Raw genomic sequence first — 25,706 nt, forward strand, 5'->3', positions numbered from 1 at the left:
TATTGGAAGGAGGAAGAATATGAAAATTTGTTATAAAAAAATTAAAGCTAATGTAACACCAGAAGTTCTTGCGCAATTAAAATCGAAGAAAATTATTTTAGAAAGTACAAATCAGCAACAAACAAAAGGTCGTTATTCAATCGTTATATTTGATGTCTATGGCACGATAACGCTAGATAATTATGAATTAAACATTAAAACAAACGAAAAAAATCTAATGATTAGACATAACCCATATAACTACTTAAAAGAATTGATTAATGAAGATTACCATAAAATAATAGATTTAGAATTACAGCAACTGCCTTTTATATCAGGTTATGTTGGAACTTGTAGTTTTGACTTGGTAAGACATGAATTCAAAAAATTGCAAGATATTGAATTACCAGATCATAAACAACATGATGTTAGATTATATATGGTCGAACAAGTGTATGTTTTTGATCATTATAAAGATGAACTATATGTGATAGCTACAAATCAGTTCTCAAAGGTTAATGATTATTCACTTAAGCTAAAGGTTGATCAAGCCATTGAACAACTCAAAGCAATTAAGCCATTTCAAGATTTACCAACTATTATGAACTTTGAAAAAGATGTAAAAGTGAATATACCAGACCAGCAATTCATCAATATTATCAAATACTATAAAGAGAAAATTACACAAGGTGACATGTTTCAAATTGTTCCATCAAGGATTTATAGCTATCAACATCAACAAAAACAACAGTTAGATCAGTTTTCATTTCAACTATATCAAAAATTAAAAAGACAAAATCCGAGTCCTTATATGTATTATATAAACCTTGATCAACCTCATATTGTTGGTAGTTCACCTGAAAGTTTTGTTCGTGTTGACAATAGTATCGTAATGACGAACCCGATTGCTGGAACGATTAAAAGGGGGCTGACACCGGAAGAAGATCAGCAAAATGTAAATCAGTTACTAAATGATCCAAAAGAAATAAGTGAGCATAGTATGTTAGTTGACTTAGGAAGAAATGATATTCACAGAGTCAGTCTAACTGGCACATCAGCAATTACTAAGTTAATGACCATAGAAAAATATCAACATGTGATGCACATCGTTAGTGAAGTTCAAGCAACACTTCAACCAAAACTATCTCCTATGACAGTTATTGCTAATCTACTGCCAACTGGTACAGTATCTGGAGCTCCAAAATTACGAGCTGTTGAACGACTTTATGAACAATTTCCATATAAACGAGGTGTCTATAGTGGTGGTGTTGGTTATATTAATTGCAATCATAATTTAGATTTTGCTTTAGCAATTAGAACAATGATGATTGATGAGCAAACTGTCAATGTAGAAGCAGGATGTGGCGTTGTCTTTGACTCTATACCACAAAAAGAATTAGAAGAGACACAATTAAAAGCAAAAAGTTTATTGGAGGTTGAGCCATGATACTTATTATAGATAATTATGATTCATTTACATATAACTTAGTTGATATCGTTGCTAAAGTGAGCGATGTCACAGTACTTTATCCAGATGATAATGAAGTACTCAATCAACAAGTAGATGGTGTAATTATTTCACCAGGACCAGGTCATCCACTCGATAATGATCAACTAATAAAGATTATCAATACTTACCAACATAAACCTATTTTAGGAATATGTTTAGGCGCACAAGCTTTAACTTGTTTTTATGATGGTGAAGTTATTCAAGGACAAAAAGTAATGCACGGTAAAGTAGATATATTAAATCGACACAAGTTACATCAAAGTGTGCTATATCACAATTTACCACAACAATTTAATATTATGAGGTACCACTCATTGATAAGTAACAAGAATAATTTCCCACAATGTTTAGTTATAACTGGTGAAACACAAGATTGTATACAGTCATACGAACATGAACATTTACCACATTTTGGAATTCAATATCATCCGGAATCATTTGCCACTGAATATGGCGAACAAATTATTACTAATTTTATCAACTTTGTGAAAGAGAGGGACAACTCATGACATTATTAGCAAAAATAAAATCTACTTCAGAACTTCAAGAAGCTGACATTCAAGAACTTATTGACATTTTAATAGATCCTGATATGGAACTAACAATTAAATATAATTATTTAAATGCCTATTCAAATAGAACAATCGATCAACAAGAACTAACTTATATAGTAAAAAGTTTGATTAAAACAATGTATCCTGTACAACCTTACTATGAAGGTGGCATGTGTGTATGTGGTACTGGAGGAGATAAATCAAATAGTTTCAATATATCAACTACAGTAGCATTTATAGTAGCCAGTGCTAGCGTTAAAGTTATTAAACATGGCAATAAAAGTGTGACCTCACATTCAGGAAGTTCTGATTTACTGAACCAAATGAAAATAACAACAACTTCTGTCAAAGATACACCACAACAACTTGATAATACAAACTTATCATTTGTTAGTGCAACTGAATCATATCCCATTATGAAACATATGCAGGAAGTAAGAAAAATGGTTGGTAAACCTACTATATTAAATTTAGTCGGACCATTAATTAATCCATATAAATTAACATATCAAATGGTAGGTATATTTGATCCTTCTAAATTACCACTAGTAGCACAAACTATAAAAGATCTCGGTAGAAAAAGAGCCATTGTTGTTCATGGCGCTAATGGTATGGACGAAGCAACTTTATCTGGAGATAATTTAATTTATGAATTAGATGAACATGGACATATTAAGCATTATAAACTTAATGCTAAAGACTTTGGTATAGCATTCGCACCAAATAGCGCTTTAAAAGGAGGTAGTCCAGAAGAAAATTTAGCTATCACACTTAATATTTTAAATGGAACAGATAAATCTTGTCGCCGTGATGTAGTTGTTTTGAATGCAGCTTTATGTCTTTATGTCGCCGAGAAAGTAACTTCAATTGCCGCAGGTATTACACTTGCACAACAACTTATTGATAATGGTGAAGCATTTAAAAAATATGAACAATTAAGAGGTGAATTTAAATGACCATTTTACAAGAAATTGTTAGCTATAAAAAGAAATTATTAGCAGAAGGTTATTATCAAGAAAAATTTCACAGTTTAAAAAATTTGAAAATTCAGAATAAAAGTTCGCTAATAGCATATATAAAAGACAGTGATGAATTAGCTATTATTGCAGAAATTAAATCAAAAAGTCCCACAGTTAATAATTTACCAACACGAGATTTAAATCAACAAGTACAAGCATATGAAAAATATGGTGCTAATGCCATTTCAGTTTTAACTGATGAACGCTATTTTGCAGGAAGTTTTGAACGATTACAAACTTTAACAACTCAGACGCGCTTACCAGTATTATGTAAAGATTTTATTATTGATCCGCTTCAAATAGATGTAGCTAAAAAAGCAGGGGCATCAATTATTTTACTTATAGTAAATATTTTAACTGATCAACAATTGCTAAATCTTTATCAATATGCACATTCTCTAAATTTAGAAGTACTAGTTGAGGTACATGACCAGTTAGAATTAGAACGAGCTTATGCTATTAATGCACAACTTATAGGTATTAATAATCGTGATTTAAAACATTTTGTGACAGATGTTAATCATACGAATTTAATTCTTGATAATAAACATAAACAAGATAATCACTACTATATTTCAGAAAGTGGTATTCATAGTGTTGATGACGTTAAGCAAATTATCGCTAGTGGTATTGATGGATTATTAATCGGTGAGGCTTTAATGAGATGTGACCATTTAGAACAATTTTTACCTCAATTAAAAATACGAAAGGTAGCAAAATAATGAAATTAAAATTTTGTGGATTTCAATCGTTACAAGATGTTAAAAATGCCTCAACACTACCTATTGATGCCATAGGTTTTATTCATTATGAAAAAAGTAAACGACATCAAACGATTCAACAAATAGCCCAATTAACATCTATCATACCCAAACAAATTGATAAAGCTGTAGTCGTAGTTAATCCAGATTTTTCAACTGTTGAGCAACTTGTCAATGAAACTTATATTAACACAGTACAATTCCACGGTTTAAAATCTTTAGATTTGATAACAAAGGTTAAACATCACTTTCCAACATTAAAAATAATAAAAGCTCTACCTGCTGATAACAATTTAAGTGAACGAATAAAGGAATATAAGCATATTGTTGATTTGTTTATTATAGACACACCTTCAAAGGATTATGGAGGTACTGGCAAAAGTTATGATTGGACAATTTTAAAAACTATACCCACTGATATCCCTTACTTAATAGCTGGCGGAATTGACGCTCAAAGTATCGACGAGATATCAACTTTAAATCTTACACATCAAGGTTATGATATTGCTTCAGGTATAGAAACTAACCATAAAAAAGATTTTATAAAAATGACAAATATCGTTAATAAAGTGAAAGGAGATTTATAAATGAATAAGAATATACAAACAGAAGCAGATGAACTAGGATTTTTCGGCCAATATGGAGGACAATACGTTCCAGAAACATTAATGCCCGCAATTATAGAATTAAAAAAGGCATATCAATTAGCTAAAAATGATGCAGCATTTCAACAAGAATTACAATATTATTTAAAAAATTATGTTGGTAGAGAAACACCACTAACGTATGCCAAGTCTTATAGTGAAAGTCTAGGCGGAGCAAAAATCTATTTGAAGAGAGAAGATTTAAATCATACTGGTGCACATAAAATTAATAATGCTTTAGGTCAGGCATTATTAGCGAAGCGTATGGGAAAAAATAAATTAGTTGCAGAAACTGGAGCAGGACAGCATGGTGTTGCAAGTGCAACTGTTGCAGCATTATTTGATATGGATTTGGTTGTTTTCATGGGTAGTGAAGATATTGCAAGACAACAGTTAAATGTATTCCGAATGGAGCTACTAGGTGCTAAAGTTATCTCAGTCGATGATGGTCAAGGTACATTATCTGATGCTGTAAATAAAGCATTACAATATTGGGTGAGTCATGTTGATGATACGCATTATTTATTAGGATCAGCATTAGGACCTGATCCATTCCCAACAATGGTAAGAGATTTTCAAAGTGTTATAGGAAATGAAATAAAAGAACAAATCGTAGCTATTGAAAATCGATTGCCAGATGCAGTGGTAGCCTGCATTGGCGGAGGATCAAATGCTATTGGTACATTTTATCCATTTATTAAAGACGATGTTGCATTGTTTGGGGTTGAAGCAGCTGGTCAAGGTGAGAATACTAATAAACATGCTTTAGCTATCGGTAAAGGCAAACCTGGTGTATTACATGGTTCGAAAATGTATCTTATTCAGGATGACGATGGTCAAGTACAATTAGCACATTCTATTTCAGCAGGATTGGATTATCCTGGTATAGGTCCAGAGCATTCATACTATAATGATATTGGTCGTGTCAGTTATAAAAATGCTAGCGATCAACAAGCCATGGATGCTTTAATTAACTTTACTAAGCATGAAGGGATAATACCAGCAATCGAAAGCGCACATGCCTTAAGTTATGTTGAAGAATTAGCACCTACATTGTCAAAAGATAAAATAATTGTTGTAACTATTTCTGGACGTGGTGACAAAGATATGGAAACGATTCGTAAATATACTGAACAAAGAGGTGTTCAACATGGCTAAATTATTTATCCCTTACATTATGGCAACTAAAAATTTCATTCATCACGCTAAGCTGTTAAGCGATAATGGTGCAGATATAATCGAAATAGGTGTTCCTTTTTCAGATCCGGTAGCAGATGGTCCTATTATCATGGAAGCTGGTCAACAAGCCATAAAAGAAGGTGTCACAATAAATTATATATTTGAAAAATTAGAGCAACATAAAAAAGAAATTACAGCTAAATACGTTTTAATGACATATTATAATATTATTTGTAATTATGGCGAAGCTGCATTTATGAAAAAATGTCAACAAGCTGGTGTTTATGGACTTATTATTCCTGATTTACCATTTGAATTAACTGAACAATTACGACAGCATTATAGTGATTTAAATATTAAAATCATATCTTTAGTCGCCATGACTACTGATAAAGAACGTATGTCTAACATTATTAATAAAGCTGAAGGATTTATATACACAGTGACAATGAATGCCATAACTGGTTCTGATGGTAAATTCCATCCAAAACTGAAACAAAAAATTAAAAACATCAAAGAACAAGCTAAAGTACCTGTAGTAGCAGGATTTGGAATTAAAACAGTGGAACATGTCAAAGATATTATAGATGTGGCAGACGGTGTAGTCATCGGAAGTGAAATTGTTAAAAGGTTTGAGGAACAGTCGCAGCAAGAAATCATCAACTATTTAAATGATATTGCTAATGTTTTAAATACTAATAATTAGTTTCAAGACGTCTTAAAATGGTAAAATATAAATGTATTATTCAAGTAATATGGGTGAATTGATAGCCTATATTACTTTTTGTCGTTAGCATTTAAAATGTTTGCTATAACTGATAAAACATATGCAATTATATGAGCTAATATTTTAGTTTTGACTTTATCTATTGTATAATAATTTAGATTAGATATATTATCATCTAAGTTATTTTTTAAATAAGAGATAGATATATTTTTGAGTGGAAATGAATATAAATTATGCGAGATAAATATAGGAGTAATGAATATGAAGTTTACAAATTTAACTGCTAAAGAATTTGGCGATTTTACTGATAATATGCCATATAGTCACTTTACCCAAATGGTAGAAAATTATGAATTAAAGGTTGCTGAAGGTAAAGAGACACATTTAGTAGGGATTAAGAACAACAACAATGAAGTCATTGCAGCTTGTATGCTTACTGCTGTACCAGTGTTAAAAATATTTAAATATTTTTATTCAAATCGTGGACCAGTTATTGATTTTGATAATAAAGAATTAGTACATTTCTTTTTTAATGAATTATCAAAATATGTTAAAAATCATCATGGTTTATATTTACACGTTGATCCTTACTTACCTTATCAATACTTAAATCATGATGGTGAACTAATTGCTAATGCAGGAAATGATTGGTTCTTTGATAAAATGAATCAACTTGGTTTCAATCATACAGGATTCCATAAAGGGTTTGATGATGTCTTACAGATTAGATATCATTCAGTACTTGATTTAACAGATAAAACGGCTAATGATGTTTTGAAAGGCATGGATAGTTTAAGAAAGAGAAATACTAAAAAAGTTAAAAAGAACGGTGTAAAAGTTAAATTTTTAACTGAAGACGAATTACCTATTTTCAGATCATTTATGGAAGATACTTCAGAAACTAAAGATTTTGCTGATAGAGCTGATTCGTTCTATTATAATCGACTCAAGTATTATAAAGGTCGTGCATTAGTTCCCTTGGCATATATTGATTTTAATGACTATCTCATTGAACTTAACAATGAACGTGAAACATTAACTAAAGATATTAATAAAGCATTAAAAGATATTGACAAACATCCAGATAATAAAAAAGCTTATAATAAAAGAGATAACTTGCAACAACAACTAGATGCCAACCAACAAAAAATCGATGAAGCTAAACGATTACAGCAAGAGCATGGAAATGAATTACCAATTTCAGCTGGTTTCTTCATTATCAACCCATTTGAAGTTGTGTATTATGCTGGCGGTACTGCAAATGAATTTAGACATTTTGCAGGAAGTTATGCAGTACAATGGGAAATGATAAATTACGCTTTAGACCATGGTATTGATCGCTATAACTTCTATGGTGTCAGTGGTCGTTTTACTGAAGATGCTGAAGACGCAGGGGTAGTTAAATTTAAAAAAGGTTACAATGCTGAAATTATCGAATATGTCGGCGATTTTATTAAACCAATAAACAAACCTATGTATGCTTTATATAATGGACTTAAAAGAATTAAAGATAGAATTTTATAGGAGAGGAATTAACCAAAATGAAATTTACAGAGTTAACCGTTACTGAATTTGACAACTTTGTTCAAAATCCATCATTAGAAAGTCACTATTTTCAAGTGAAGGAAAATATTGCAACGCGTGAAAATGATGGCTTTGAGGTCGTATTATTAGGTATTAAAGATGATAATAACAAAGTAATCGCAGCGAGCCTTTTCTCTAAAATTCCTACAATGGGAAGTTATGTTTATTATTCAAATCGTGGCCCTGTTATGGACTATTCTGATTTAGGTTTGGTGGACTTTTATTTAAAAGAATTAGAAAAATATTTACATCAACATCAATGTTTATATGTCAAAATGGATCCTTATTGGATTTATCAACGATACGATAAAGATGTTGTTCCTTTCCCTGACAGCGAAAAAAATGATGCTTTAGTAAACTTATTTAAGTCTCATGGATATGAACACCATGGATTTACTACTACTTATGATACTTCCAGTCAGGTTAGATGGATGGGCGTATTAAATTTAGAAGGTAAAACACCTGCTACATTGAAGAAAGAATTTGATAGTCAACGTAAGAGAAATATAAATAAAGCGATAAACTACGGGGTTAAAGTAAGATTTTTAGCAAGAGATGAATTTAATATCTTCTTAGACTTATATCGTGAAACTGAAGAACGTACTGGCTTCGTATCAAAAACTGATGATTATTTCTATAATTTTGTTGATACTTATGGTGATAAAATCTTAGTGCCATTAGCATATATTGATTTAGACGATTATGTCTTACAATTACAAAATGATTTAAATGACAAAGAAAATCGTCGAGATGATATGATGGCTAAAGAAAACAAAACGGATAAGCAAATTAAAAAAATTACAGAATTAGATAAGCAAATAGATCATGATAAAAAAGAACTATTGCATGCCAGTGAACTTAGAAAAACTGACGGATCAATTTTAAACCTTGCTTCTGGTGTCTATTTTGCTAATGCCTATGAAGTAAATTACTTCTCAGGTGGTTCTTCAGAAAAATACAATCAATATATGGGACCTTATATGATGCATTGGTTCATGATTAATTATTGCTTTGACAATGGTTATGACCGCTACAATTTTTATGGTTTATCCGGAGATTTCACGGAGAATAGTGAAGATTACGGTGTTTATCGCTTTAAACGTGGTTTCAATGTTCAAATTGAAGAATTAATAGGGGATTTCTATAAACCTATTCATAAAGTTAAATATTGGTTGTTCACGACTTTAAACCGCCTTCGTCAAAAATTGAAAAAATAATTTACGATTTTAAGCACTTATGGTTAATATGCCTTAAGTGCTTTTTGTTTCTAAATTAACAAAGTTGATACTATTATTAATTCATATTGCATCTTACACAATATATATTAGCATATGTTAAACATTTCACAATAAATCAAACATGAGAAATTTTTAATTTAATTATTATAAATTGTTGTCTTAAAAATATGGAGTAAATTTAGATAAGTTGCATTTAATTTACGCATTTTCTATACAATTATATTATTGTTAACACACATATGTTCAACTTAAACTATAGTGAGTTCATTAAATGATAGCAATATAAAATTTGAAATGATAAGTTGTGCATAAATTCTATCTCAGGTGATTAGATTTTCAAATTATGTGACTATAGCAATCTAAACGAAAGTTATGAACAGATCTATAAATATATGTCAAAATGGTATTAATATAATGATAGTAACTATATGTGACTAGACCTTATTTTCAATATTTTAGTTTACATAATATATATTATAGGAAGTTATATATTCAACTAAAAAGGTAGCTTATATGGCTTTCTCTTATTATATATGCTCACCTATTATGGTATAATCATAGTCAAATTAATTTTGGAGTGATTTGATGAAATTTGTTTTTGATATCGATGGTACATTATGTTTCAATGGTCAATGTATTGATGCAACAATTATTAACAGTTTAAAACAATTGCAACAACATGGTCATGAACTTATTTTTGCATCTGCTAGACCAATACGTGATTTGTTACCAGTTTTACCAGCTGAATTTCATAATCATACGTTAATTGGTGCAAATGGCGCTATGTATTCACATCAACAACATATTCAAGTTATCAGACCAATAAGTCATCAAATGTATCAATATCTTATAACTATCATTACAAAATATAACTTAGATTATATCATTGATGATGACTGGAATTATGCAGCACATATAGGCGCTGACAATGCGATTTATGAGCGTTTAGATCCACATAAGCTGGCTCATTGTATCTCAATGTCTCAAATATCAGCACCAATTAAAGTGATTTTATTAAATGTAGAACCAACAGCAATCGCCGCAATTCAAAAAGAATTAACTCAATATCAAAATCATCTAGAAATCATTAACCATAGTAACGAATTAAACATTGATATTACAGCTAAAGATATTAATAAATACACGGCTTTGCAATATATTTATGGACAAAATGTTGATTATATAGCATTTGGTAATGACCATAATGATATAGTTATGTTACAACATGCTAGCCAAGGTTATATTGTAGGCCCATCACCACATGACACGTCGATAATCATTGACATGCCAATAATTCAACATCTAAGTAATGATACACAAGAACTTGCTCATAAAATACTTAGTTTTATATAAAATTTTAATCTCAAAGATATATCATTCAGCGAATTTGATAATAGGCCATTAATCGAATTAGACACGAATAGCGGGATTAAATCGAAATAATAACGATTTGTAGAAGTGTGAATGTTTCTCTACCAAAAATCATCAAATTCTTCCTCTAATCCATATAAATGTGCCATTTCTCGTTGTTCAATTAATGAAATTAAATACGCTTGTCTAACTTCTTGTTCCGACATATTACTTAATTGGTTCCTTACTAAAATACTTCTATCAAATAAAAAACAGCACAAAATAAGAATGCAATGTTCATTCTTATTTTGTGCTGTTTTGCTAATTTGGCTTAAACATTATAAAAGTAAAAATTCTTAACACAAAAATAGTTAAATTATAGTGCTCTAATCTTACAGTTAGTTAATTAAATGTTGCGATTAATTCCTTAGTATATGGATGACGATCGCTGTTAAATAATTGAGCTGTTGTAAAATCATCAACAATGACCCCATCTTTCAAGACTATAATACGTTCTACTGTTCGCTGTAACACAGATAAATCGTGCGAAATAATAATGAGGTTAACTACATTCAAGACATCTTGTTGTTTTAATATATCAATAACATTTTGTTCTGCTATGACATCTAAATTAGACGTAATTTCATCACAAATTAAAATTTCTGGTTGTGCTAATAAAGTTCGCATAACATTAAAACGTTGTAATTGTCCACCACTTAACAAGTCAGGTAACTGCTGTAATAATTGAGCATCTAAGTTTAATTTTGTAATGTAATCATAAATACTTTGCTCTATATCATGGTCGTTTTTCATATTGTTATAGTATTTTAAAGCTTCGTGTAATGATTCATAAATTGTCCAATCTGGATTAAAACTATCATAAGCATGTTGAAATATTGGTAAAATATTAGAACTATTGCATGTTAATTGTCCTTGAACAGGTTGTAATAATCCCAAAATTAGATGTGCTAAAGTACTTTTACCAGAACCACTTTCACCTAAAATACCTACTTTTTCAAAATCATGAATTGTTAAATTTATATCTTTTAAAATAGGTTGCTTTTTATTATAACTAAATGATAATTGTTTAATGTCAATCATATGAATCCCTCTTTAATTTAGTTCGATAATTAATTAGTTGTTGCGTATATGAGTTTAAGTGATTACTATTAAAGTGTTCTATAGAGCCTTTTTCTACGATATGACCATCTTTTAACACATTGATATAATCACTATATTTTAAGACGTGACTCATATTATGTGTAATAATTAATAATGTATTATGATGATCGCGAACGACATGTTCTAACAATTCCATTACTTTATAACCATTTAAAATATCTAACGATGCTACAGGTTCATCAGCAATGATTAATTGCGGGTCCAACATGAGTACACTAGCAATGTAAATTCGTTCTAATTGACCTCCGGAAAGTTGAAAACTATAGCGATTTAATAATGAGGCGTCCTTTAAATTTACCCATGTTAAAGCCTCAGTTACTTTAGCTAACGCAGCTTTCTTTGACACATTGAAATGTGTACGATAAATCGCTATTAATTGTTTTCCTAATTTAGTATGATTATTAAAACTTTGAGCATAATTTTGTGAAATATAGCCTATTTTACGACCGAAATATCTATGAATATCTTTTATTGGATGACTTTCAAAAAGATATTGATCATAATGACAGCTAATATTTGAAGGTAAAAAGTCTAATAATGCTTTAGCAGTTAAACTTTTACCTGCCCCACTTTCACCTATCAACGCATTAACCTTATGAGGATATATAGTTAAGTCGATACCATCAATAATATTTTGACCATTTTGGCTTGTAATACATAGATTTTGTATATCAATGAGACCCATGATTATCACCTCTTCTAGTTAATAAACGATCTCGCAGTGCATCACCTGTTAAGTTAAACAATAAAATAGTTATAGCAATGATTGTAGCAGGTGCAATAATCATTACAGGATGTGATGCAATGAAATCTCGACCCAATTGCAACATCGCTCCCCATTCTGGTGAAGGTGGTTGAGCACCTAACCCTAAAAATGATAACGAACTTATATATAATATAATTTTGCCAAAATCAACAATCATCAAGACAATAATTGAAGGTACTATTTTAGGAACTAAATGTTTTATCAAAATAACTATTGTTGGAACTTTAAATAGTTGCGCCATTTGAATATATGATTTACTAACTTCACTACTCACAATACTACGAGTAACGCGTGTATAATTCATCCATTTAATTACTGTTATTGCTAGTACTAAATTCCATATACTTGGTTGAAAGAAACTAGCTAACGCGATCATAATAACAAATTCTGGAATACTCAGCCCAATATCTATTAATCTTAATATTACACTTTCTATCCATCCTTTTTTATAACCAGCAATTAAACCCAATGGTACGCCAATCATCACTGTAGCTAGTAGTGTAAGGATAGTGACAAATAAAGTCGTTCTTGCTCCCACAACTACTCTAGTAAATAAATCACGACCATAATCATCTGTACCAAGTAAATGATGCCAACTTATAGGTTCAAAAGTTTGAGCTAAGTTAACTTTTACTGCATCGTCACTATTAACAACAAACTGCAAAATGATGAAAAGTAATATATAGATAGCAAATAAATAATATATGATATGCTGTTTTTTTATATTAAAGTGCACTTTGATCCCCACTTTCCATTAAAGATGACTTTGTTTTAGATACTTGTCGTTGTAATAGACGTTGTTTAGGGTCAACAATAATCGTCACTATATCACCTAAGGTATTAATGAGTACGACAAAGAATCCAATAAACAGTACACACCCTTGAATAACTGGGTAATCTCTTGATTTAATACTATCCATTAACAAATAACCAAGACCAGGTATGTCAAATAAATTTTCAATGACTACAGTACCACCAATTAAACTACCTAATGATATAGCTAATAATGGAATAATCGGAAGTAATGTTGGTTTAAGTAGATCATGTAATAAAATATAACGTTCAGACATACCTCGTAATCTAGATGCTTCTACAACTGGACTTTGATACAAGTCTAATAAATTCGAACGTATAAGGCGTATTATGTATGCGCACATGCCGAGAGACAAGGTGAAAATTGGTAATATATATTGAGTGAATAAACTATTATCAATGTGCAACAGACGGTTAAATATGTAAATTAACATAATACCAATAAAAAATGATGGCAAACTAACTGATAAAGACGTCAAAATACGAATGATTTTATCAGTTTTACCATGATATGTTTTCGCTGCAATGACACCTAAAGGTATTGAAATGACTAATGACATTATCAATGTTAACAATGAAATCAATAATGTTGGTGGAGCATAATTAACGATTGCATTTGTCACAGGTTCGTTCGTTTCATAACTTGTCCCTAAATCTAAATGCAATATTTGATTAAACCAATGCCACCATTGAGAAAAAATTGAATCATTCAAGCCAAGTTTATCTTCAGTAGCTTTAATTTGTTCTGACGAAACTTGAGCAACATCTAGATGTAATATTTTATCAACAGGATTACCTGGTGATAATTTCATTAAGATAAAGGTCAACAGTGAAATGATAAATAATACGACCATCATTTGAAGTAACCTTTTTATCAGTGCTTTGATAAGTGTCATGATGTGACCTCCTCTTTATTAAATAATATTGCAATTTTAATTATATATTTAATTATTATGAAAAAAGCACAGTACAAAATATTATAGTATTAATAGCAACAAAATAATAGTCGTTTGCTTTGTATTGAAAATTGTCAGAAAGTTATACAGTAGTATGACAGCAATAATTATTCCCAGACAACAATGTCGTAGCAACTTAATTTGTACATTAATTTAACATTCTCACGTCCGTTTTCGAGGATGAGTCGAACAACTATAGCAAGATTTACTATGACTACAAACTATTGAATCTCAGCATTTTATATTTCAGATCATTACTACCAGTTGACCATCTTAATTGTATAGTTCTTATTACCCACAACGCTTTGTCAAACTTTTAACACATTTGACCCTCCATTACCTTTCAATAATGAAACATGTTGTTTAATATTAATACATCATTTACACATCAAAATGATTGATACCAATTTAAAAAAGCATCAATATCACATGATTAATGTGACATTAATGCTTACAATATTATTACTTTCTATCTTTACGACGTAATTCTACGCCTTCTACGCCATATTTTTCAATTTGTTTTTGTAATTTACGACTTTTACGCTCTTTACGCCAATTTCTAGTGAAGTACCATATTAAAAAGCTTACTAATAAACTCATAATGGCTAGAAAAGCCGCATAACCCAATAATGGTTGATATTTAATTTGTTCAAAATTTGGAATGAAAAAAGCTAATACTCCTAAAATAACGAATGTTATTACAGCAGAGACAAACCATTTATTTAATACTAAACAACAAAATACTGTTAATAATATCATTAATAAAGTTGTTATCCATAAATAATTAGGCATATCAAATAATGTCATATTTTTTCTCCTTAAATAAATTCTTACGTCTATTTTATAACATAAAGGGTCAAATAGAAACTAAGTCAAACTGAAATAACAAAAGTAAGAAAATGCCGAATAACTAACATAGCTCTTTTTTCAACATGTAAAGTGATTAAAATCTTTTACTCTATGAGTTTGAGACAAAAACTGCTCTATAATAGTTTTTGGCTATTGACAGTAAATGTCATATTTATAAAATGTTGATAAATCAACGTCTAGTCAGTCTTGTCGAGGGTGGATTACGAAATAATTTTTTTGAAACAATTACTTCTGTACCAGTCTTAAATGTTAACTCATAAGGAGATATTATACGTTGTCTTATAATCATTTAGCTACAATTTCTGTTATCATGATTATATAGTATTTTCAAAAGAATGGAGTGATTACATGTCTCAAGGTTTACCATTAAGAAGTAATATTCCTACATCAGAAAAATGGGATATCACTGACTTATTTAACAACGATGAACAATATTATGACACGATTGATCAATTACTTAAACAAGCGCAAGCTTTTAATCAACAATTTAAGGGGCAATTAACAAATCATAAGATAATTGAACAAGCTTTACATGATTATGAGCATATATTGATTTTATTAGATAGCTTAGCAAATTATGCAGAACTACGTTTAAGCGTTGATACACAAGATGATACAGCCCAAACGGTCAGTGCTAAATTATCAACAACTTATGGCAAAATTGTCAGTCAGTTATCATTTGTAGAATCAGAAATATTAGCATTGTCTCAAAATGAACTAACTACATTAGCAGAACATACAACATATCCACATTATATTAAACAACTGATTCAGCAAAAACCACATCAATTATCTTCAGATGTCGAACAGGTATTAGCAAGTCTATCACCAACATTAAACAGTCCATATGATTTATATGGCACAACTAAAATGTTAGATATCGATTTCGAATCTTTTGAGCATCAAGGTACAACATATCCAATGGACTATGCTACATTCGAAAATGAATATGAAGATAATGCAGATGCACAATTTAGACAAAAAGCATTTCAAAACTTCAGTAATGCGCTTAAAAAATACCAACATACAACAGCAGCTACTTACAATATGCAAGTACAGCAAGAAAAAATTGAAGCAGATTTACGTGGTTATGATTCTGTCATTGATTACTTATTGCACGATCAAGAAGTCACACGAGATATGTTTGATCGTCAAATTGATATCATAATGAGTGACTTAGCACCCGTTATGCAAAAATATGTTAAATTATTGCAACGTGTTCATGGATTAGAAAAAATGCGATTTGAAGATTTGAAAATCTCTATAGATCCTCATTATGAGCCTGACATTACAATTGAATCATCTAAAGAATATATATTTGGCGCGCTTAGTGTGCTTGGAGATGACTATGTCGACATGTTACATCAAGCGTATGATCAACGATGGATAGATTTTGCACAAAATAAAGGCAAAGAAACGGGTGCTTATTGTGCAAGTCCCTATGCTACACATTCCTTCGTCTTTATTTCATGGACGGGCAAAATGGCTGAAACATTTGTCTTAGCACATGAGCTTGGACATGCAGGTCATTTTAACTTAGCGCAGCAACATCAACCATTTTTAGAATCCGAAGCATCGATGTACTTTGTTGAAGCACCATCAACGATGAATGAAATGTTGATGGCAAATTATTTATTATCACATAGTAAAGATTTACGATTTAAACGTTGGGTTATCGCATCTATTTTATCTAGAACTTATTATCATAATATGGTAACCCACTTACTTGAAGCAGCTTATCAACGCGAAGTTTATAAACTTGTAGATAACGGCGAATCTTTAACTGCTAATAAATTAAATCATATTATGTTAACTGTTTATCAACAGTTCTTTGGTGATGCAGTTGAATTCACTGATGGAGCAGAATTAACTTGGATGAGACAACCACATTACTATATGGGATTATATTCTTATACGTATTCTGCCGGATTAACAATTGGTACAGTGGTAGCTAATAAGATAAACAATGAAGGTCAATCTGCAGTCACAGCATGGCTAGAAACACTTAAAAAAGGTGGAAGTGCTAATCCGATTGAATTAGCTAAAACTGCTGGCGTCGATATTACAACTGATGAACCATTAAAAGCAACAATACATCATATTTCAAAATTAGTTGATGAAGTTGAATCCTTAACAAATCAAATTGAACAACAGTTTTAAAAAATGCCAAGGTTATGAAGTTTTGCCATTATCATGATGGTACTTGATAACCTTGGTTTTCTTATTGTTCATAATGTGAACCTGTTAAATAAAAATAAACGCTTTCAGCAATATTAATAATATGATCACCTATTCTTTCTAAATGTTTAGCAGCTAGGTGTGCTTGTCCTGCTATAAAAGGGTCATTATCAATTAAGTACGTTGTATTAATAATATGACTGTATAAATCATCAATATCTTCGTCGCGTTGTATAATTTCTTTTAATAAGATGATATCGTTATTTTTAAAAGCAACATCTAAATCTTTCAACATTAACATAGCTAAATTCCCCATCGTTACTAATCTTGTTAAGACATAATCATCTGTAATTTTAGTACGTAATCTGATTTTTGCTATACTAGCAGCGTTATCTCCTATTCGCTCTAAATCAGAAGCAATTTTCAAAGAAGACATCATCATTCTTAAATCTTTAGCAATGGGTTGTTGCTTAGTGATTAACATAATCACCTTTTCATTTATATCATAATTTTGTGCATTAATTTTTTTATCGTTATTAACCGTTTGTCGTGCAAATTGACGATCATTGATACTTAGCGATGTTAAAGCGTTATCTATACTAAAATACACATGGGTACCTAATCTTTGTATATCTCTAATCAAACTGTCTAACTGATCTTGAAAACGTTGTCTAATAATAGTCATCATCATTAACCAAACCTTCCAGAAATGTAATCTTCCGTTTGTTTATCAGCAGGATTCGAGAAAATTTTATCAGTATCATCATATTCATTGACGTAACCATTTAAGAAGAATGCTGTTTTATCAGAGACACGAGCAGCTTGTTGCATATTATGCGTGACCATAACAATGGTATAATGTTCTTTCAACTCTTGTACCAATTCTTCAACACGTAATGTAGATATTGGATCAAGTGCTGATGTAGGTTCATCCATTAAGATAACTTCTGGTTCAATTGCTAAGCATCTAGCAATACATAGACGTTGTTGTTGCCCTCCAGATAAACTGTAAGCATTTGTATGCAGTCTATCTTTCAATTCATCCCAAATTGCAGCGCCACGTAATGATTTTTCTACAATGTCGTCCAGTATTTTTTTATTTTTAATACCATGAATTTTTGGTCCGTAAGTAATATTGTCATAAATTGACTTTGGAAAAGGATTAGGCTGTTGGAAGACCATACCCACATTTGTTCTTAATTGTTCTTTTGAATATGTTGAGTCAAAAATATCTTGGTCTCTATATAATATTTTACCTGCTGTTTTGACAGATGGTACAAGCTCAACCATACGATTTAATGTTTTGATATATGTTGATTTACCGCAACCAGATGGTCCGATAATAGCTGTGATTTGATTTTCTAAAATATCTAAATTAATATTTTGCAAGGCATGATTGTTACCGTACCATAAATCAAGATTTTGTGTAGAATAAATTACCTTCTTTTTATTATCATCTTTAATCTTTTGATGGCTTTGAAATTCAACATTTTTATTTAGTTGAGAAATGTTTTTTGCTTGAGCTAATGTCTGAGTCATATTATTCTCTCCTTTTTACTAATCAATAATGTAAAAAAATCTATTTTTATTAGAATTTTTTACTAAATTTGTTACGTAATAAGATAGCTATACCATTCATTAATACTAAAATGACTAACAATACAATAATGCCTGCCGATGCAACATTTTGGAATTCTTCTTGAGGCATTTTAGCCCATGTAAATATTTGGATTGGTAATGCTGAGAATTCATCTAAAATACTATGTGGTAGGACAAGAAGTATCGTTGGTACACCGATTAATACAAGTGGAGCTGTTTCTCCTAAAGCTCGGGATAATGATAAAATAAATCCGGTTAATATACTTGGTAAAGCAGCCGGTAAGACGATACGACGAATCGTTTGCCATTTATTAGCACCTAAGCCATATGACGCATGTCTAACTGAATTTGGTACTGCTCTTATAGCTTCTTGACTTGAAACAATAATAATAGGCAAAATAAGTAACGTCATCGTTAAAGCTGCTGCCAAAATACTGTTACCCATTTTTAAACCTTCAATTCCTGCCCCACCTACAAACAATGTATAGCCTAGTAAACCAAAGACAACAGAAGGGACACCTGCTAAATTTGAAATACTTATTTTTATAAATTGCGTGAATTTATTATGCGTGGCATATTCTTCTAAATAGATAGCAGTTCCAATTCCTAAAATAATTGATAATGGAATAATGCTTAACATTAACCATAATGAACCGATTAATGCGCCTTTAATGCCAGCCATTGATGGTGTAGAAGATGAAAAATTTGTAAAAAAATCTAACGATAAATGCCCTGCACCTTTCATAATAGTTTGTGTAAGTAATGCTATTAAGACAACTAAGCCTAGTAACGTACATGCTAAAGAAACATATTTAAAAATTGTGTTAATTATCGTTCGTTTTGTCATCTGACTATGAACCATTTGTTGATCTACTAAATGCTTATGCTCATTATTTGTTAATTCCATATTAGTACTCCTCTCTGAAACGTTTCGCTATCCATTGAGAAAGTAAATTCATCACTAACGTAAATATAAATAGTGTGAATCCAACAGCATAAATACTGTAATAAATATCTGAACCAAATGTTGCGTCACCTGTAGCAATTTCAACGATATAGCCCGTCATTGTTTGTATAGAAGTTGTTAGACTAAATGATGAAGTTGGCGAACTACCTGCTGCTAATGACACAATCATTGTTTCACCGATAGCTCTCGAAATAGCCAGGACAATAGAAGCGACGATGCCAGATGTTGCAGCCGGTAAGACAACTTTTGTAGCAACTTCAAATTTTGTTGCACCTAAGCCATACGCACCTTCACGAATTTTATTAGGGACGGATGCCATAGCATCTTCACTGAGACTTGTAATTAATGGAATAATCATAACACCCACAACTAATCCAGGACTTAGTGCGTTGAATTCACCTAAATTTGGAATAATTGCTCTTAATATAGGTGTTACAAATGTTAAGGCAAAGAAACCAAAGACAATAGTTGGAATACCTGCCAATATTTCTAAAATGGGTTTTATAATACGTCTCGCTTTATCACTAGCATATTCACTTAAATAAATTGCAGCACCCAGTCCAATGGGTACAGCAAAAATAGTGGCAACTAATGTAATTTTTAATGTTCCAATGATCAGTTCCCAAATACCAAATTGAGGATTAGAGCCAGTTGGATTCCATGTTGTAGAAAATAAAAACTCACTGATAGGTACTCTTGTGAAGAACGTAATGGTTTCAGTTAATAACGTAAATAAAATTCCTAATGTCGTTAATATTGCAACTCCTGAAATCAAAGCTAAAATAATAGGTACAATTTTATCGCTATACTTTCTGTTTTTGTTATTATGTTCATTAATTAAAGTTTTAATATTTGTAGATGAAGTCATATTCAAACCTCTTTCTCTAACTCCCAATTGAATTAATATATATATGAAGATGAATCATTATTTAATACGCACATTTAAAAGTCTATTGATATCAATAATGTTTAAATTGTGGGTTATCGAAACTAAATAACGATTTATCATTTTATTTTGGTTCTCTCCCAAATTGGACTGATACTTAATTATTTTTTATCTTTTGATGTTTGTTCTTTATCTAAAAATTTATTTAAATCGTCTAATTGCGTTTGGTAATCTTTACTTGGAGCGGCTACATATCCTGCTTCTTCAGCTGACTTTCCTTTATCTTCTAGAATAAATTTCATGAAGTTTGACATTACTTTATTATCTTTTAAGGCTTTTTCATTTACATAAATATATAACGGTCTACTTAAGGCATAACTACTATCTTGAATTGATTTTTTAGTTGGTTCAGTTAATTGTCCTTTTGCGTCTTTAATTTTAACTTCTTTTAATTTATCTTTATTCTGTTCGTAGAAATTATAGCCGAAGTATCCAATACCTTCTTTGTTTTTTGTTACTGATGATACAATCGCGTTGGTATCTGCATTTTTCTCAGCTTTAATATCTTCTTTATTCATTACTTCATCTTCAAAGAAATCATAAGTACCATGACTAGAGTTCGGAGATACTGCATTAATTTTCTTATCCGGCCATTTATTATCTACATCTTTCCAAGTTTTAGCTTCACCTGAGTAAATTTCTTTTAATTGTTTCTTATCAAGCTCTGTAACAAAATCATTGTCTTTATTTACTGCTACTGTTACACCATCTTGTGCTACCTTAAATTCTTTATATTTGATATTTTTTGCTGCTAATTTTTGTTTCTCTTCATCTTTGATCGGTCTTGAAGCATCTGCAAAGTCAATATCTCCTGATATGATTTTTTGGAAACCTGCACCAGTTCCTGCTTGCCCCGCTGAAATTTTTGCTTCTGGATGTTGTTGTGCCCATTTTTCATTCAATTTTTCAACTATGGGCGCAACTGTTGATGAACCATCACCTTTTGCTTGTCCTTTAAGGTCACTTTTATTACTATTTCCTCCTCCGCATGCGCCAAGTAAAAGCGTAGCTCCGATAACTGTTGATCCAACCATTTGCCATTTTTTCATTGAAAAATCCTCCTGTTATGTAACTCGAATAATAACTATGTTTTGCTTACAATCTCATGATAACTGACAAATGTTAACGACGTTTTTAGATATTGTAAAAATTCAGCAAAGGATTGTTAAGGAATTGTAAAAAGATGAATGACTATTAATAAGTCATTTATGTTATTTAAAAATAGTATTTATAATAGAAGAAATAAAAAAAGACTCTCACTATAATCAATGAGAGTCTTAAGCTATTTAATTATTAAATTTAGAAAGAAATGTTATTTTTCCTCAGAGTCTACGTGGCTCCAACCTTTTTTAGTTAAAGTGATTTTACCAGTTTCAATATTAATCATTTTTTGTTTATAAAGATGACCAATTGCGCGTTTAAATGACCCTTTACTCATGTTAAAGACTTCTTTAATAGCCTCGGGACTAGATTTATCCCAAAATGGTAATTCGCCATCATATTCTACTAATAAATCAAACACTACCTGACCATCATCGTCTAAACGTTCATGTGCTAATGGCAAGAATGAACCATTTAATTCACCTTTGTCATTATGTCCAATTATACGAACAGATACCAGTTCACCTAAACGAGGTTCAGCTTTACGTTCTGATTCATGAACAAATATTTTATAGCCATCATTACTTAATAAGAAACTACCAATTCTTAATACACGATATGGTCTAGCTTCTATAATTTCATTTTGTAAATGATCATCATTTATTGGTGAATACATTTTATCAACAATTGATTCACTCGCTAATCGTCCAAACATTTGATTTTCACGGTCTATTCTTAGTGTTACTAATATTTGATCACCAGCTACCGGCCATAATGATTTAATTTTAGGTAAATCTTCCCATGGTACTAATACTTCACGTGGTAACCCTACATCAATACGTGCACCATCACGATCTGTTTTTAAAACTTTAGCAAAATCATATTTATCTTTAGTAATCTCAGGCATGTTTTGTGTCGCAAATAATTCTCCTGAACGGTTAGGATAAATGAAGAAACTATATTCTTCGCCTACTTCTAATTCATCGTCATCATTTATTTCAGATTGATTTAATTTAACTTGTTCGCCATGTGGTCCTTTTAATAGATAAGTTGAACCTTGCAAACCAGTAACTTCTAAAAACTCAATTGAGCCTACTATATCTTTATCTAATGCCATGTTATTCTCCTTCTGGTCTTATATTCTTTATAATTATAACATGACTAAGTCAATCTATCATTACAACTTATATGAGGTCGAAACTATATCGAATTTATGATATAATTCATCCGTTAGAATATCGATAGTAAAAAGGAGAAAATGCATGTTACAAGTAACTGATGTAAGTTTACGCTTTGGTGATCGTAAACTATTTGAAGATGTAAATATTAAATTTACAGAAGGTAATTGTTATGGATTAATTGGTGCTAATGGTGCAGGTAAATCTACATTTTTAAAAATCTTATCTGGAGAATTAGATTCACAAACTGGCCACGTATCACTTGGTAAAGATGAACGTCTAGCTGTTTTAAAACAGGACCATTTCGCATATGAAGATGAACGTGTATTAGATGTCGTTATTAAAGGTCATGAGCGATTATACCAAGTCATGAAAGAAAAAGACGAGATTTATATGAAACCTGATTTCAGTGATGAAGATGGTATTCGTGCTGCTGAACTTGAAGGCGAATTTGCTGAAATGAATGGATGGAATGCTGAAGCTGATGCAGCTAACCTACTTTCAGGTCTTGGTATCGATCCATCATTACATGATAAAAAAATGTCTGAATTAGAAAACAACCAAAAAATTAAAGTTCTTTTAGCACAAAGTTTATTTGGCGATCCAGACGTATTACTACTTGATGAACCGACAAACGGTTTGGATATTCCTGCAATAAGTTGGTTAGAAGACTTCTTAATTAATTTTGATAATACAGTTATTGTTGTTTCTCATGACCGTCATTTTTTAAACAATGTATGTACACATATTGCTGACCTTGATTTTGGTAAAATCAAAGTATACGTGGGTAACTATGACTTCTGGTATCAATCAAGTCAATTAGCACAAAAAATGGCTCAAGAACAAAATAAGAAAAAAGAAGAAAAAATGAAAGAGTTACAAGACTTTATCGCTCGTTTCTCTGCCAATGCTTCTAAATCTAAACAAGCAACAAGCCGTAAGAAACAATTAGAAAAAATAGAATTAGATGATATTCAACCATCATCTAGAAGATATCCATACGTTAAATTTACACCTGAGCGTGAAATTGGTAACGATTTATTAACTGTACAAAATTTATCTAAAACAATTGATGGTGAAAAAGTTTTAGATAATATTTCATTTACTATGAATCCAAATGACAAAGCAATTTTGGTTGGAGATAGTGAAATTGCTAAGACGACTTTACTTAAAATTTTAGCTGGAGAAATGGAACCCGATGAAGGATCATATAAATGGGGTGTAACAACATCATTAAGTTACTTCCCTAAAGACAACTCTGAATTCTTTGAAGGTGTCGATATGAACTTAGTCGATTGGTTAAGACAATATGCGCCTGAAGATGAACAAACTGAAACTTTCTTACGCGGTTTCTTAGGACGTATGCTATTTAGTGGCGAAGAAGTTAAGAAAAAAGCAAGTGTCTTATCTGGTGGAGAAAAAGTCCGTTGTATGTTAAGTAAAATGATGCTTTCTAGTGCCAATGTTTTACTATTAGATGAACCAACAAATCACTTAGATTTAGAAAGTATTACAGCTGTTAATGATGGCTTAAAATCTTTCAAAGGATCAATTATATTTACTTCATATGACTTTGAATTTATTAATACAATAGCTAATAGAGTCATTGATTTAAATAAACCAGGTAGTGTATCTAAAGAAGTTCCATATGAAGAATACTTACAAGAAATCGGCGTCTTGAAATAATATTTTAAAATTATTATATTTATAAATTGCACAATCAAGAATTATGGTGTAAAATAACATTATAACCATTGACATGGCAAACACAAATCCCCTCACTACTGCCATAGTGAGGGGATTTAACTGTGTGGCTTTAGCACCTGCTATTTTTTACTTTTTTCATTAAGCCAATAAGTGAAAAAAGCAATGGCACAACCTGAAATAATCGTGCCTAAAACGTTAATAATTACCATTGACATGGTAAACAACCTCCTTCCGTGTCAATTTGACACCTAGGGAACAGGTGTTCTTTCATTATAACATCATCTTATTAATATATAAATATTTTATATGATAAAATAGCGATGTAATTTAATGTGGTTATATAGTAGTGACTAGGTTTGTAAAATGTTGATAAATCAACATTTACAAACCAGATAGTCACTGCCAAATACTTAAATTTAAGTATGAAATAATTTGTGACAGTTTTTATTCGTACGATTAGTCAGGTACTTATAAATAAAATAAGCATTACTGAATTAAACTTTTCAATTTAAACTTTGAATTAAGATCTTAAATTGTACTTGATTGTACGTTTGCCTAATGTGAGGATATTTGATAATCGTACAATTTCTGGTTCATTACCAAATAATGAATTGTTTTTAACAGTTGATTAATACAAGCGATGACAGCAGTCTTATGAGATTTCTCATTAGTCTGCTTTCTTAGTTTGTAATAATAATCTTCGACATGATTATCTTTATGATGTTGCCTCTTTATTGTTTACATTTGATTCATCAAATGCATAAGAGCCACTAAGCCTCTACTTCGTAGTGACTATTTTATTGTTTACATTTGATTGCATCAAATGCATAAGAGCCACTAAGCCTCTACTTCGTAGTGACTATCTTTTGTTTACATTTGATTGCATCAAATGCATAAG

24 protein-coding genes and 1 pseudogene are annotated in these 25,706 nt (G+C 30.8%); 12 read left to right on the forward strand and 13 right to left on the reverse strand.

The window, feature by feature from the left end:
* Positions 1–19 precede the first annotated feature (19 nt).
* The 10 genes from CD113_RS01110 to CD113_RS01155 all read left to right on the forward strand — a co-directional run bounded on the left by CD113_RS01110 (position 20) and on the right by CD113_RS01155 (position 10,548).
* The gene (locus tag CD113_RS01110) at positions 20–1,426 is read left to right on the forward strand and encodes an anthranilate synthase component I (protein WP_002462453.1); all 1,407 of its coding nucleotides are present in this window, start codon (positions 20–22) and stop codon (positions 1,424–1,426) included.
* Positions 1,423–1,998 (forward strand): anthranilate synthase component II, encoded by a 576-nt coding sequence (locus CD113_RS01115; protein ID WP_002462454.1) that lies wholly within the window; start codon positions 1,423–1,425, stop codon positions 1,996–1,998. Before CD113_RS01110 ends, CD113_RS01115 begins: the two co-directional genes overlap by 4 nt.
* Entirely contained in the window at positions 1,995–2,999 is a 1,005-nt protein-coding gene (gene trpD, locus CD113_RS01120) for an anthranilate phosphoribosyltransferase (RefSeq protein WP_002462455.1), read from the forward strand. The genes CD113_RS01115 and trpD overlap by 4 nt, the downstream gene beginning before the upstream one ends.
* Entirely contained in the window at positions 2,996–3,784 is a 789-nt protein-coding gene (gene trpC, locus CD113_RS01125; RefSeq protein WP_002462456.1) for an indole-3-glycerol phosphate synthase TrpC, read from the forward strand. Before trpD ends, trpC begins: the two co-directional genes overlap by 4 nt.
* On the forward strand, positions 3,784–4,410 hold the full coding sequence (locus tag CD113_RS01130; protein WP_002462457.1) for a phosphoribosylanthranilate isomerase: 627 nt from the start codon (positions 3,784–3,786) through the stop codon (positions 4,408–4,410). Before trpC ends, CD113_RS01130 begins: the two co-directional genes overlap by 1 nt.
* Positions 4,411–5,625 carry a tryptophan synthase subunit beta gene (gene trpB / locus CD113_RS01135; RefSeq protein WP_095092696.1) on the forward strand — a complete coding sequence of 405 codons (1,215 nt, stop codon included), beginning with the start codon at positions 4,411–4,413 and terminating at the stop codon, positions 5,623–5,625.
* Positions 5,618–6,352 (forward strand): tryptophan synthase subunit alpha, encoded by a 735-nt coding sequence (trpA, locus tag CD113_RS01140; protein ID WP_002462460.1) that lies wholly within the window; start codon positions 5,618–5,620, stop codon positions 6,350–6,352. Before trpB ends, trpA begins: the two co-directional genes overlap by 8 nt.
* Positions 6,353–6,634: 282 nt before the next feature.
* Positions 6,635–7,897 carry an aminoacyltransferase gene (locus tag CD113_RS01145; protein ID WP_002462461.1) on the forward strand — a complete coding sequence of 421 codons (1,263 nt, stop codon included), beginning with the start codon at positions 6,635–6,637 and terminating at the stop codon, positions 7,895–7,897.
* Between the two features lie 17 nt (positions 7,898–7,914).
* Positions 7,915–9,174: an aminoacyltransferase gene (locus CD113_RS01150; protein WP_002462462.1), complete on the forward strand. Its 1,260-nt coding sequence runs from the start codon at positions 7,915–7,917 to the stop codon at positions 9,172–9,174.
* Between the two features lie 606 nt (positions 9,175–9,780).
* Complete coding sequence (locus CD113_RS01155; RefSeq protein WP_095092698.1) at positions 9,781–10,548, forward strand: Cof-type HAD-IIB family hydrolase; 768 nt, start codon at positions 9,781–9,783, stop codon at positions 10,546–10,548.
* A gap of 399 nt (positions 10,549–10,947) precedes the next feature.
* Here CD113_RS01155 and CD113_RS01160 read toward each other — a convergent pair whose 3' ends face one another.
* The 5 genes from CD113_RS01160 to CD113_RS01180 all read right to left on the reverse strand — a co-directional run bounded on the left by CD113_RS01160 (position 10,948) and on the right by CD113_RS01180 (position 15,069).
* On the reverse strand, positions 10,948–11,646 hold the full coding sequence (locus CD113_RS01160) for an ABC transporter ATP-binding protein (protein ID WP_002465030.1): 699 nt from the start codon (positions 11,644–11,646) through the stop codon (positions 10,948–10,950).
* Complete coding sequence (locus CD113_RS01165; protein ID WP_002465031.1) at positions 11,639–12,412, reverse strand: ATP-binding cassette domain-containing protein; 774 nt, start codon at positions 12,410–12,412, stop codon at positions 11,639–11,641. The genes CD113_RS01160 and CD113_RS01165 overlap by 8 nt, the downstream gene beginning before the upstream one ends.
* Entirely contained in the window at positions 12,399–13,217 is an 819-nt protein-coding gene (gene nikC, locus CD113_RS01170) for a nickel transporter permease (RefSeq protein ID WP_407070847.1), read from the reverse strand. Before nikC ends, CD113_RS01165 begins: the two co-directional genes overlap by 14 nt.
* A gap of 1 nt (position 13,218) precedes the next feature.
* Positions 13,219–14,202 (reverse strand): nickel ABC transporter permease, encoded by a 984-nt coding sequence (gene nikB / locus CD113_RS01175; RefSeq protein ID WP_002465033.1) that lies wholly within the window; start codon positions 14,200–14,202, stop codon positions 13,219–13,221.
* Positions 14,203–14,724: 522 nt separating this feature from the next.
* Positions 14,725–15,069, reverse strand: a complete 345-nt coding sequence (locus CD113_RS01180; protein WP_002465034.1) for a 6TM ABC transporter family protein — start codon at positions 15,067–15,069, stop codon at positions 14,725–14,727.
* A gap of 411 nt (positions 15,070–15,480) precedes the next feature.
* Between CD113_RS01180 and pepF the strand changes: the two genes are divergently transcribed.
* Positions 15,481–17,292: an oligoendopeptidase F gene (gene pepF, locus CD113_RS01185; protein WP_002465035.1), complete on the forward strand. Its 1,812-nt coding sequence runs from the start codon at positions 15,481–15,483 to the stop codon at positions 17,290–17,292.
* Between the two features lie 61 nt (positions 17,293–17,353).
* Here the strand turns inward: pepF and phoU are convergent, their stop codons facing one another.
* The 6 genes from phoU to cvfB form a co-directional block, all read right to left on the reverse strand.
* On the reverse strand, positions 17,354–17,995 hold the full coding sequence (phoU, locus tag CD113_RS01190) for a phosphate signaling complex protein PhoU (protein ID WP_002465036.1): 642 nt from the start codon (positions 17,993–17,995) through the stop codon (positions 17,354–17,356).
* 5 nt (positions 17,996–18,000) lie between these two features.
* Positions 18,001–18,849 (reverse strand): phosphate ABC transporter ATP-binding protein PstB, encoded by an 849-nt coding sequence (pstB, locus tag CD113_RS01195; protein ID WP_002465037.1) that lies wholly within the window; start codon positions 18,847–18,849, stop codon positions 18,001–18,003.
* 49 nt (positions 18,850–18,898) lie between these two features.
* Positions 18,899–19,816, reverse strand: a complete 918-nt coding sequence (pstA, locus tag CD113_RS01200; protein ID WP_002465038.1) for a phosphate ABC transporter permease PstA — start codon at positions 19,814–19,816, stop codon at positions 18,899–18,901.
* A 1-nt stretch (position 19,817) separates the two neighbouring features.
* A complete protein-coding gene (gene pstC / locus CD113_RS01205; RefSeq protein WP_002465039.1) occupies positions 19,818–20,744 on the reverse strand; it encodes a phosphate ABC transporter permease subunit PstC in 927 nt (308 codons plus the stop codon).
* A gap of 179 nt (positions 20,745–20,923) precedes the next feature.
* Complete coding sequence (locus tag CD113_RS01210) at positions 20,924–21,871, reverse strand: phosphate ABC transporter substrate-binding protein PstS family protein (RefSeq protein WP_002465040.1); 948 nt, start codon at positions 21,869–21,871, stop codon at positions 20,924–20,926.
* Positions 21,872–22,134: 263 nt separating this feature from the next.
* A complete protein-coding gene (gene cvfB, locus CD113_RS01215) occupies positions 22,135–23,040 on the reverse strand; it encodes an RNA-binding virulence regulatory protein CvfB (RefSeq protein ID WP_002465041.1) in 906 nt (301 codons plus the stop codon).
* Positions 23,041–23,185: 145 nt separating this feature from the next.
* Between cvfB and CD113_RS01220 the strand changes: the two genes are divergently transcribed.
* Positions 23,186–24,787, forward strand: a complete 1,602-nt coding sequence (locus tag CD113_RS01220) for an ABC-F family ATP-binding cassette domain-containing protein (RefSeq protein WP_002465042.1) — start codon at positions 23,186–23,188, stop codon at positions 24,785–24,787.
* Positions 24,788–24,927: 140 nt separating this feature from the next.
* Here the strand turns inward: CD113_RS01220 and CD113_RS12620 are convergent, their stop codons facing one another.
* Both CD113_RS12620 and CD113_RS12820 read right to left on the reverse strand, forming a co-directional pair.
* Positions 24,928–25,023, reverse strand: a complete 96-nt coding sequence (locus CD113_RS12620) for a type I toxin-antitoxin system Fst family toxin (RefSeq protein ID WP_002465043.1) — start codon at positions 25,021–25,023, stop codon at positions 24,928–24,930.
* Between the two features lie 340 nt (positions 25,024–25,363).
* A pseudogene (locus CD113_RS12820) lies at positions 25,364–25,543 on the reverse strand (IS110 family transposase); the annotation flags it as partial.
* Positions 25,544–25,706 lie beyond the last annotated feature (163 nt).

Origin of the sequence: Staphylococcus simiae, from assembly GCF_002902085.1 — a bacterium.
Taxonomy (GTDB): Bacteria; Bacillota; Bacilli; order Staphylococcales; family Staphylococcaceae; genus Staphylococcus; species Staphylococcus simiae.

Bases quoted from the DNA above. Each gene is read 5' to 3' on its own strand.
- CD113_RS01145 (WP_002462461.1), top strand. From the start codon at position 6,635: ATGAAGTTTACAAATTTAACTGCTAAAGAATTTGGCGATTTTACTGAT.
- pstC (WP_002465039.1), bottom strand. From the start codon at position 20,744: ATGACTTCATCTACAAATATTAAAACTTTAATTAATGAACATAATAAC.
- trpD (WP_002462455.1), top strand. From the start codon at position 1,995: ATGACATTATTAGCAAAAATAAAATCTACTTCAGAACTTCAAGAAGCT.
- CD113_RS01115 (WP_002462454.1), top strand. From the start codon at position 1,423: ATGATACTTATTATAGATAATTATGATTCATTTACATATAACTTAGTT.
- nikB (WP_002465033.1), bottom strand. From the start codon at position 14,202: ATGACACTTATCAAAGCACTGATAAAAAGGTTACTTCAAATGATGGTC.
- trpB (WP_095092696.1), top strand. From the start codon at position 4,411: ATGAATAAGAATATACAAACAGAAGCAGATGAACTAGGATTTTTCGGC.
- trpC (WP_002462456.1), top strand. From the start codon at position 2,996: ATGACCATTTTACAAGAAATTGTTAGCTATAAAAAGAAATTATTAGCA.
- CD113_RS12620 (WP_002465043.1), bottom strand. From the start codon at position 25,023: ATGTCAATGGTAATTATTAACGTTTTAGGCACGATTATTTCAGGTTGT.
- CD113_RS01180 (WP_002465034.1), bottom strand. From the start codon at position 15,069: ATGACATTATTTGATATGCCTAATTATTTATGGATAACAACTTTATTA.
- trpA (WP_002462460.1), top strand. From the start codon at position 5,618: ATGGCTAAATTATTTATCCCTTACATTATGGCAACTAAAAATTTCATT.
- CD113_RS01160 (WP_002465030.1), bottom strand. From the start codon at position 11,646: ATGATTGACATTAAACAATTATCATTTAGTTATAATAAAAAGCAACCT.
- phoU (WP_002465036.1), bottom strand. From the start codon at position 17,995: ATGACTATTATTAGACAACGTTTTCAAGATCAGTTAGACAGTTTGATT.
- pepF (WP_002465035.1), top strand. From the start codon at position 15,481: ATGTCTCAAGGTTTACCATTAAGAAGTAATATTCCTACATCAGAAAAA.
- CD113_RS01165 (WP_002465031.1), bottom strand. From the start codon at position 12,412: ATGGGTCTCATTGATATACAAAATCTATGTATTACAAGCCAAAATGGT.
- pstA (WP_002465038.1), bottom strand. From the start codon at position 19,816: ATGGAATTAACAAATAATGAGCATAAGCATTTAGTAGATCAACAAATG.
- cvfB (WP_002465041.1), bottom strand. From the start codon at position 23,040: ATGGCATTAGATAAAGATATAGTAGGCTCAATTGAGTTTTTAGAAGTT.
- pstB (WP_002465037.1), bottom strand. From the start codon at position 18,849: ATGACTCAGACATTAGCTCAAGCAAAAAACATTTCTCAACTAAATAAA.
- CD113_RS01130 (WP_002462457.1), top strand. From the start codon at position 3,784: ATGAAATTAAAATTTTGTGGATTTCAATCGTTACAAGATGTTAAAAAT.
- CD113_RS01110 (WP_002462453.1), top strand. From the start codon at position 20: ATGAAAATTTGTTATAAAAAAATTAAAGCTAATGTAACACCAGAAGTT.
- CD113_RS01155 (WP_095092698.1), top strand. From the start codon at position 9,781: ATGAAATTTGTTTTTGATATCGATGGTACATTATGTTTCAATGGTCAA.
- CD113_RS01210 (WP_002465040.1), bottom strand. From the start codon at position 21,871: ATGAAAAAATGGCAAATGGTTGGATCAACAGTTATCGGAGCTACGCTT.
- CD113_RS01220 (WP_002465042.1), top strand. From the start codon at position 23,186: ATGTTACAAGTAACTGATGTAAGTTTACGCTTTGGTGATCGTAAACTA.
- CD113_RS01150 (WP_002462462.1), top strand. From the start codon at position 7,915: ATGAAATTTACAGAGTTAACCGTTACTGAATTTGACAACTTTGTTCAA.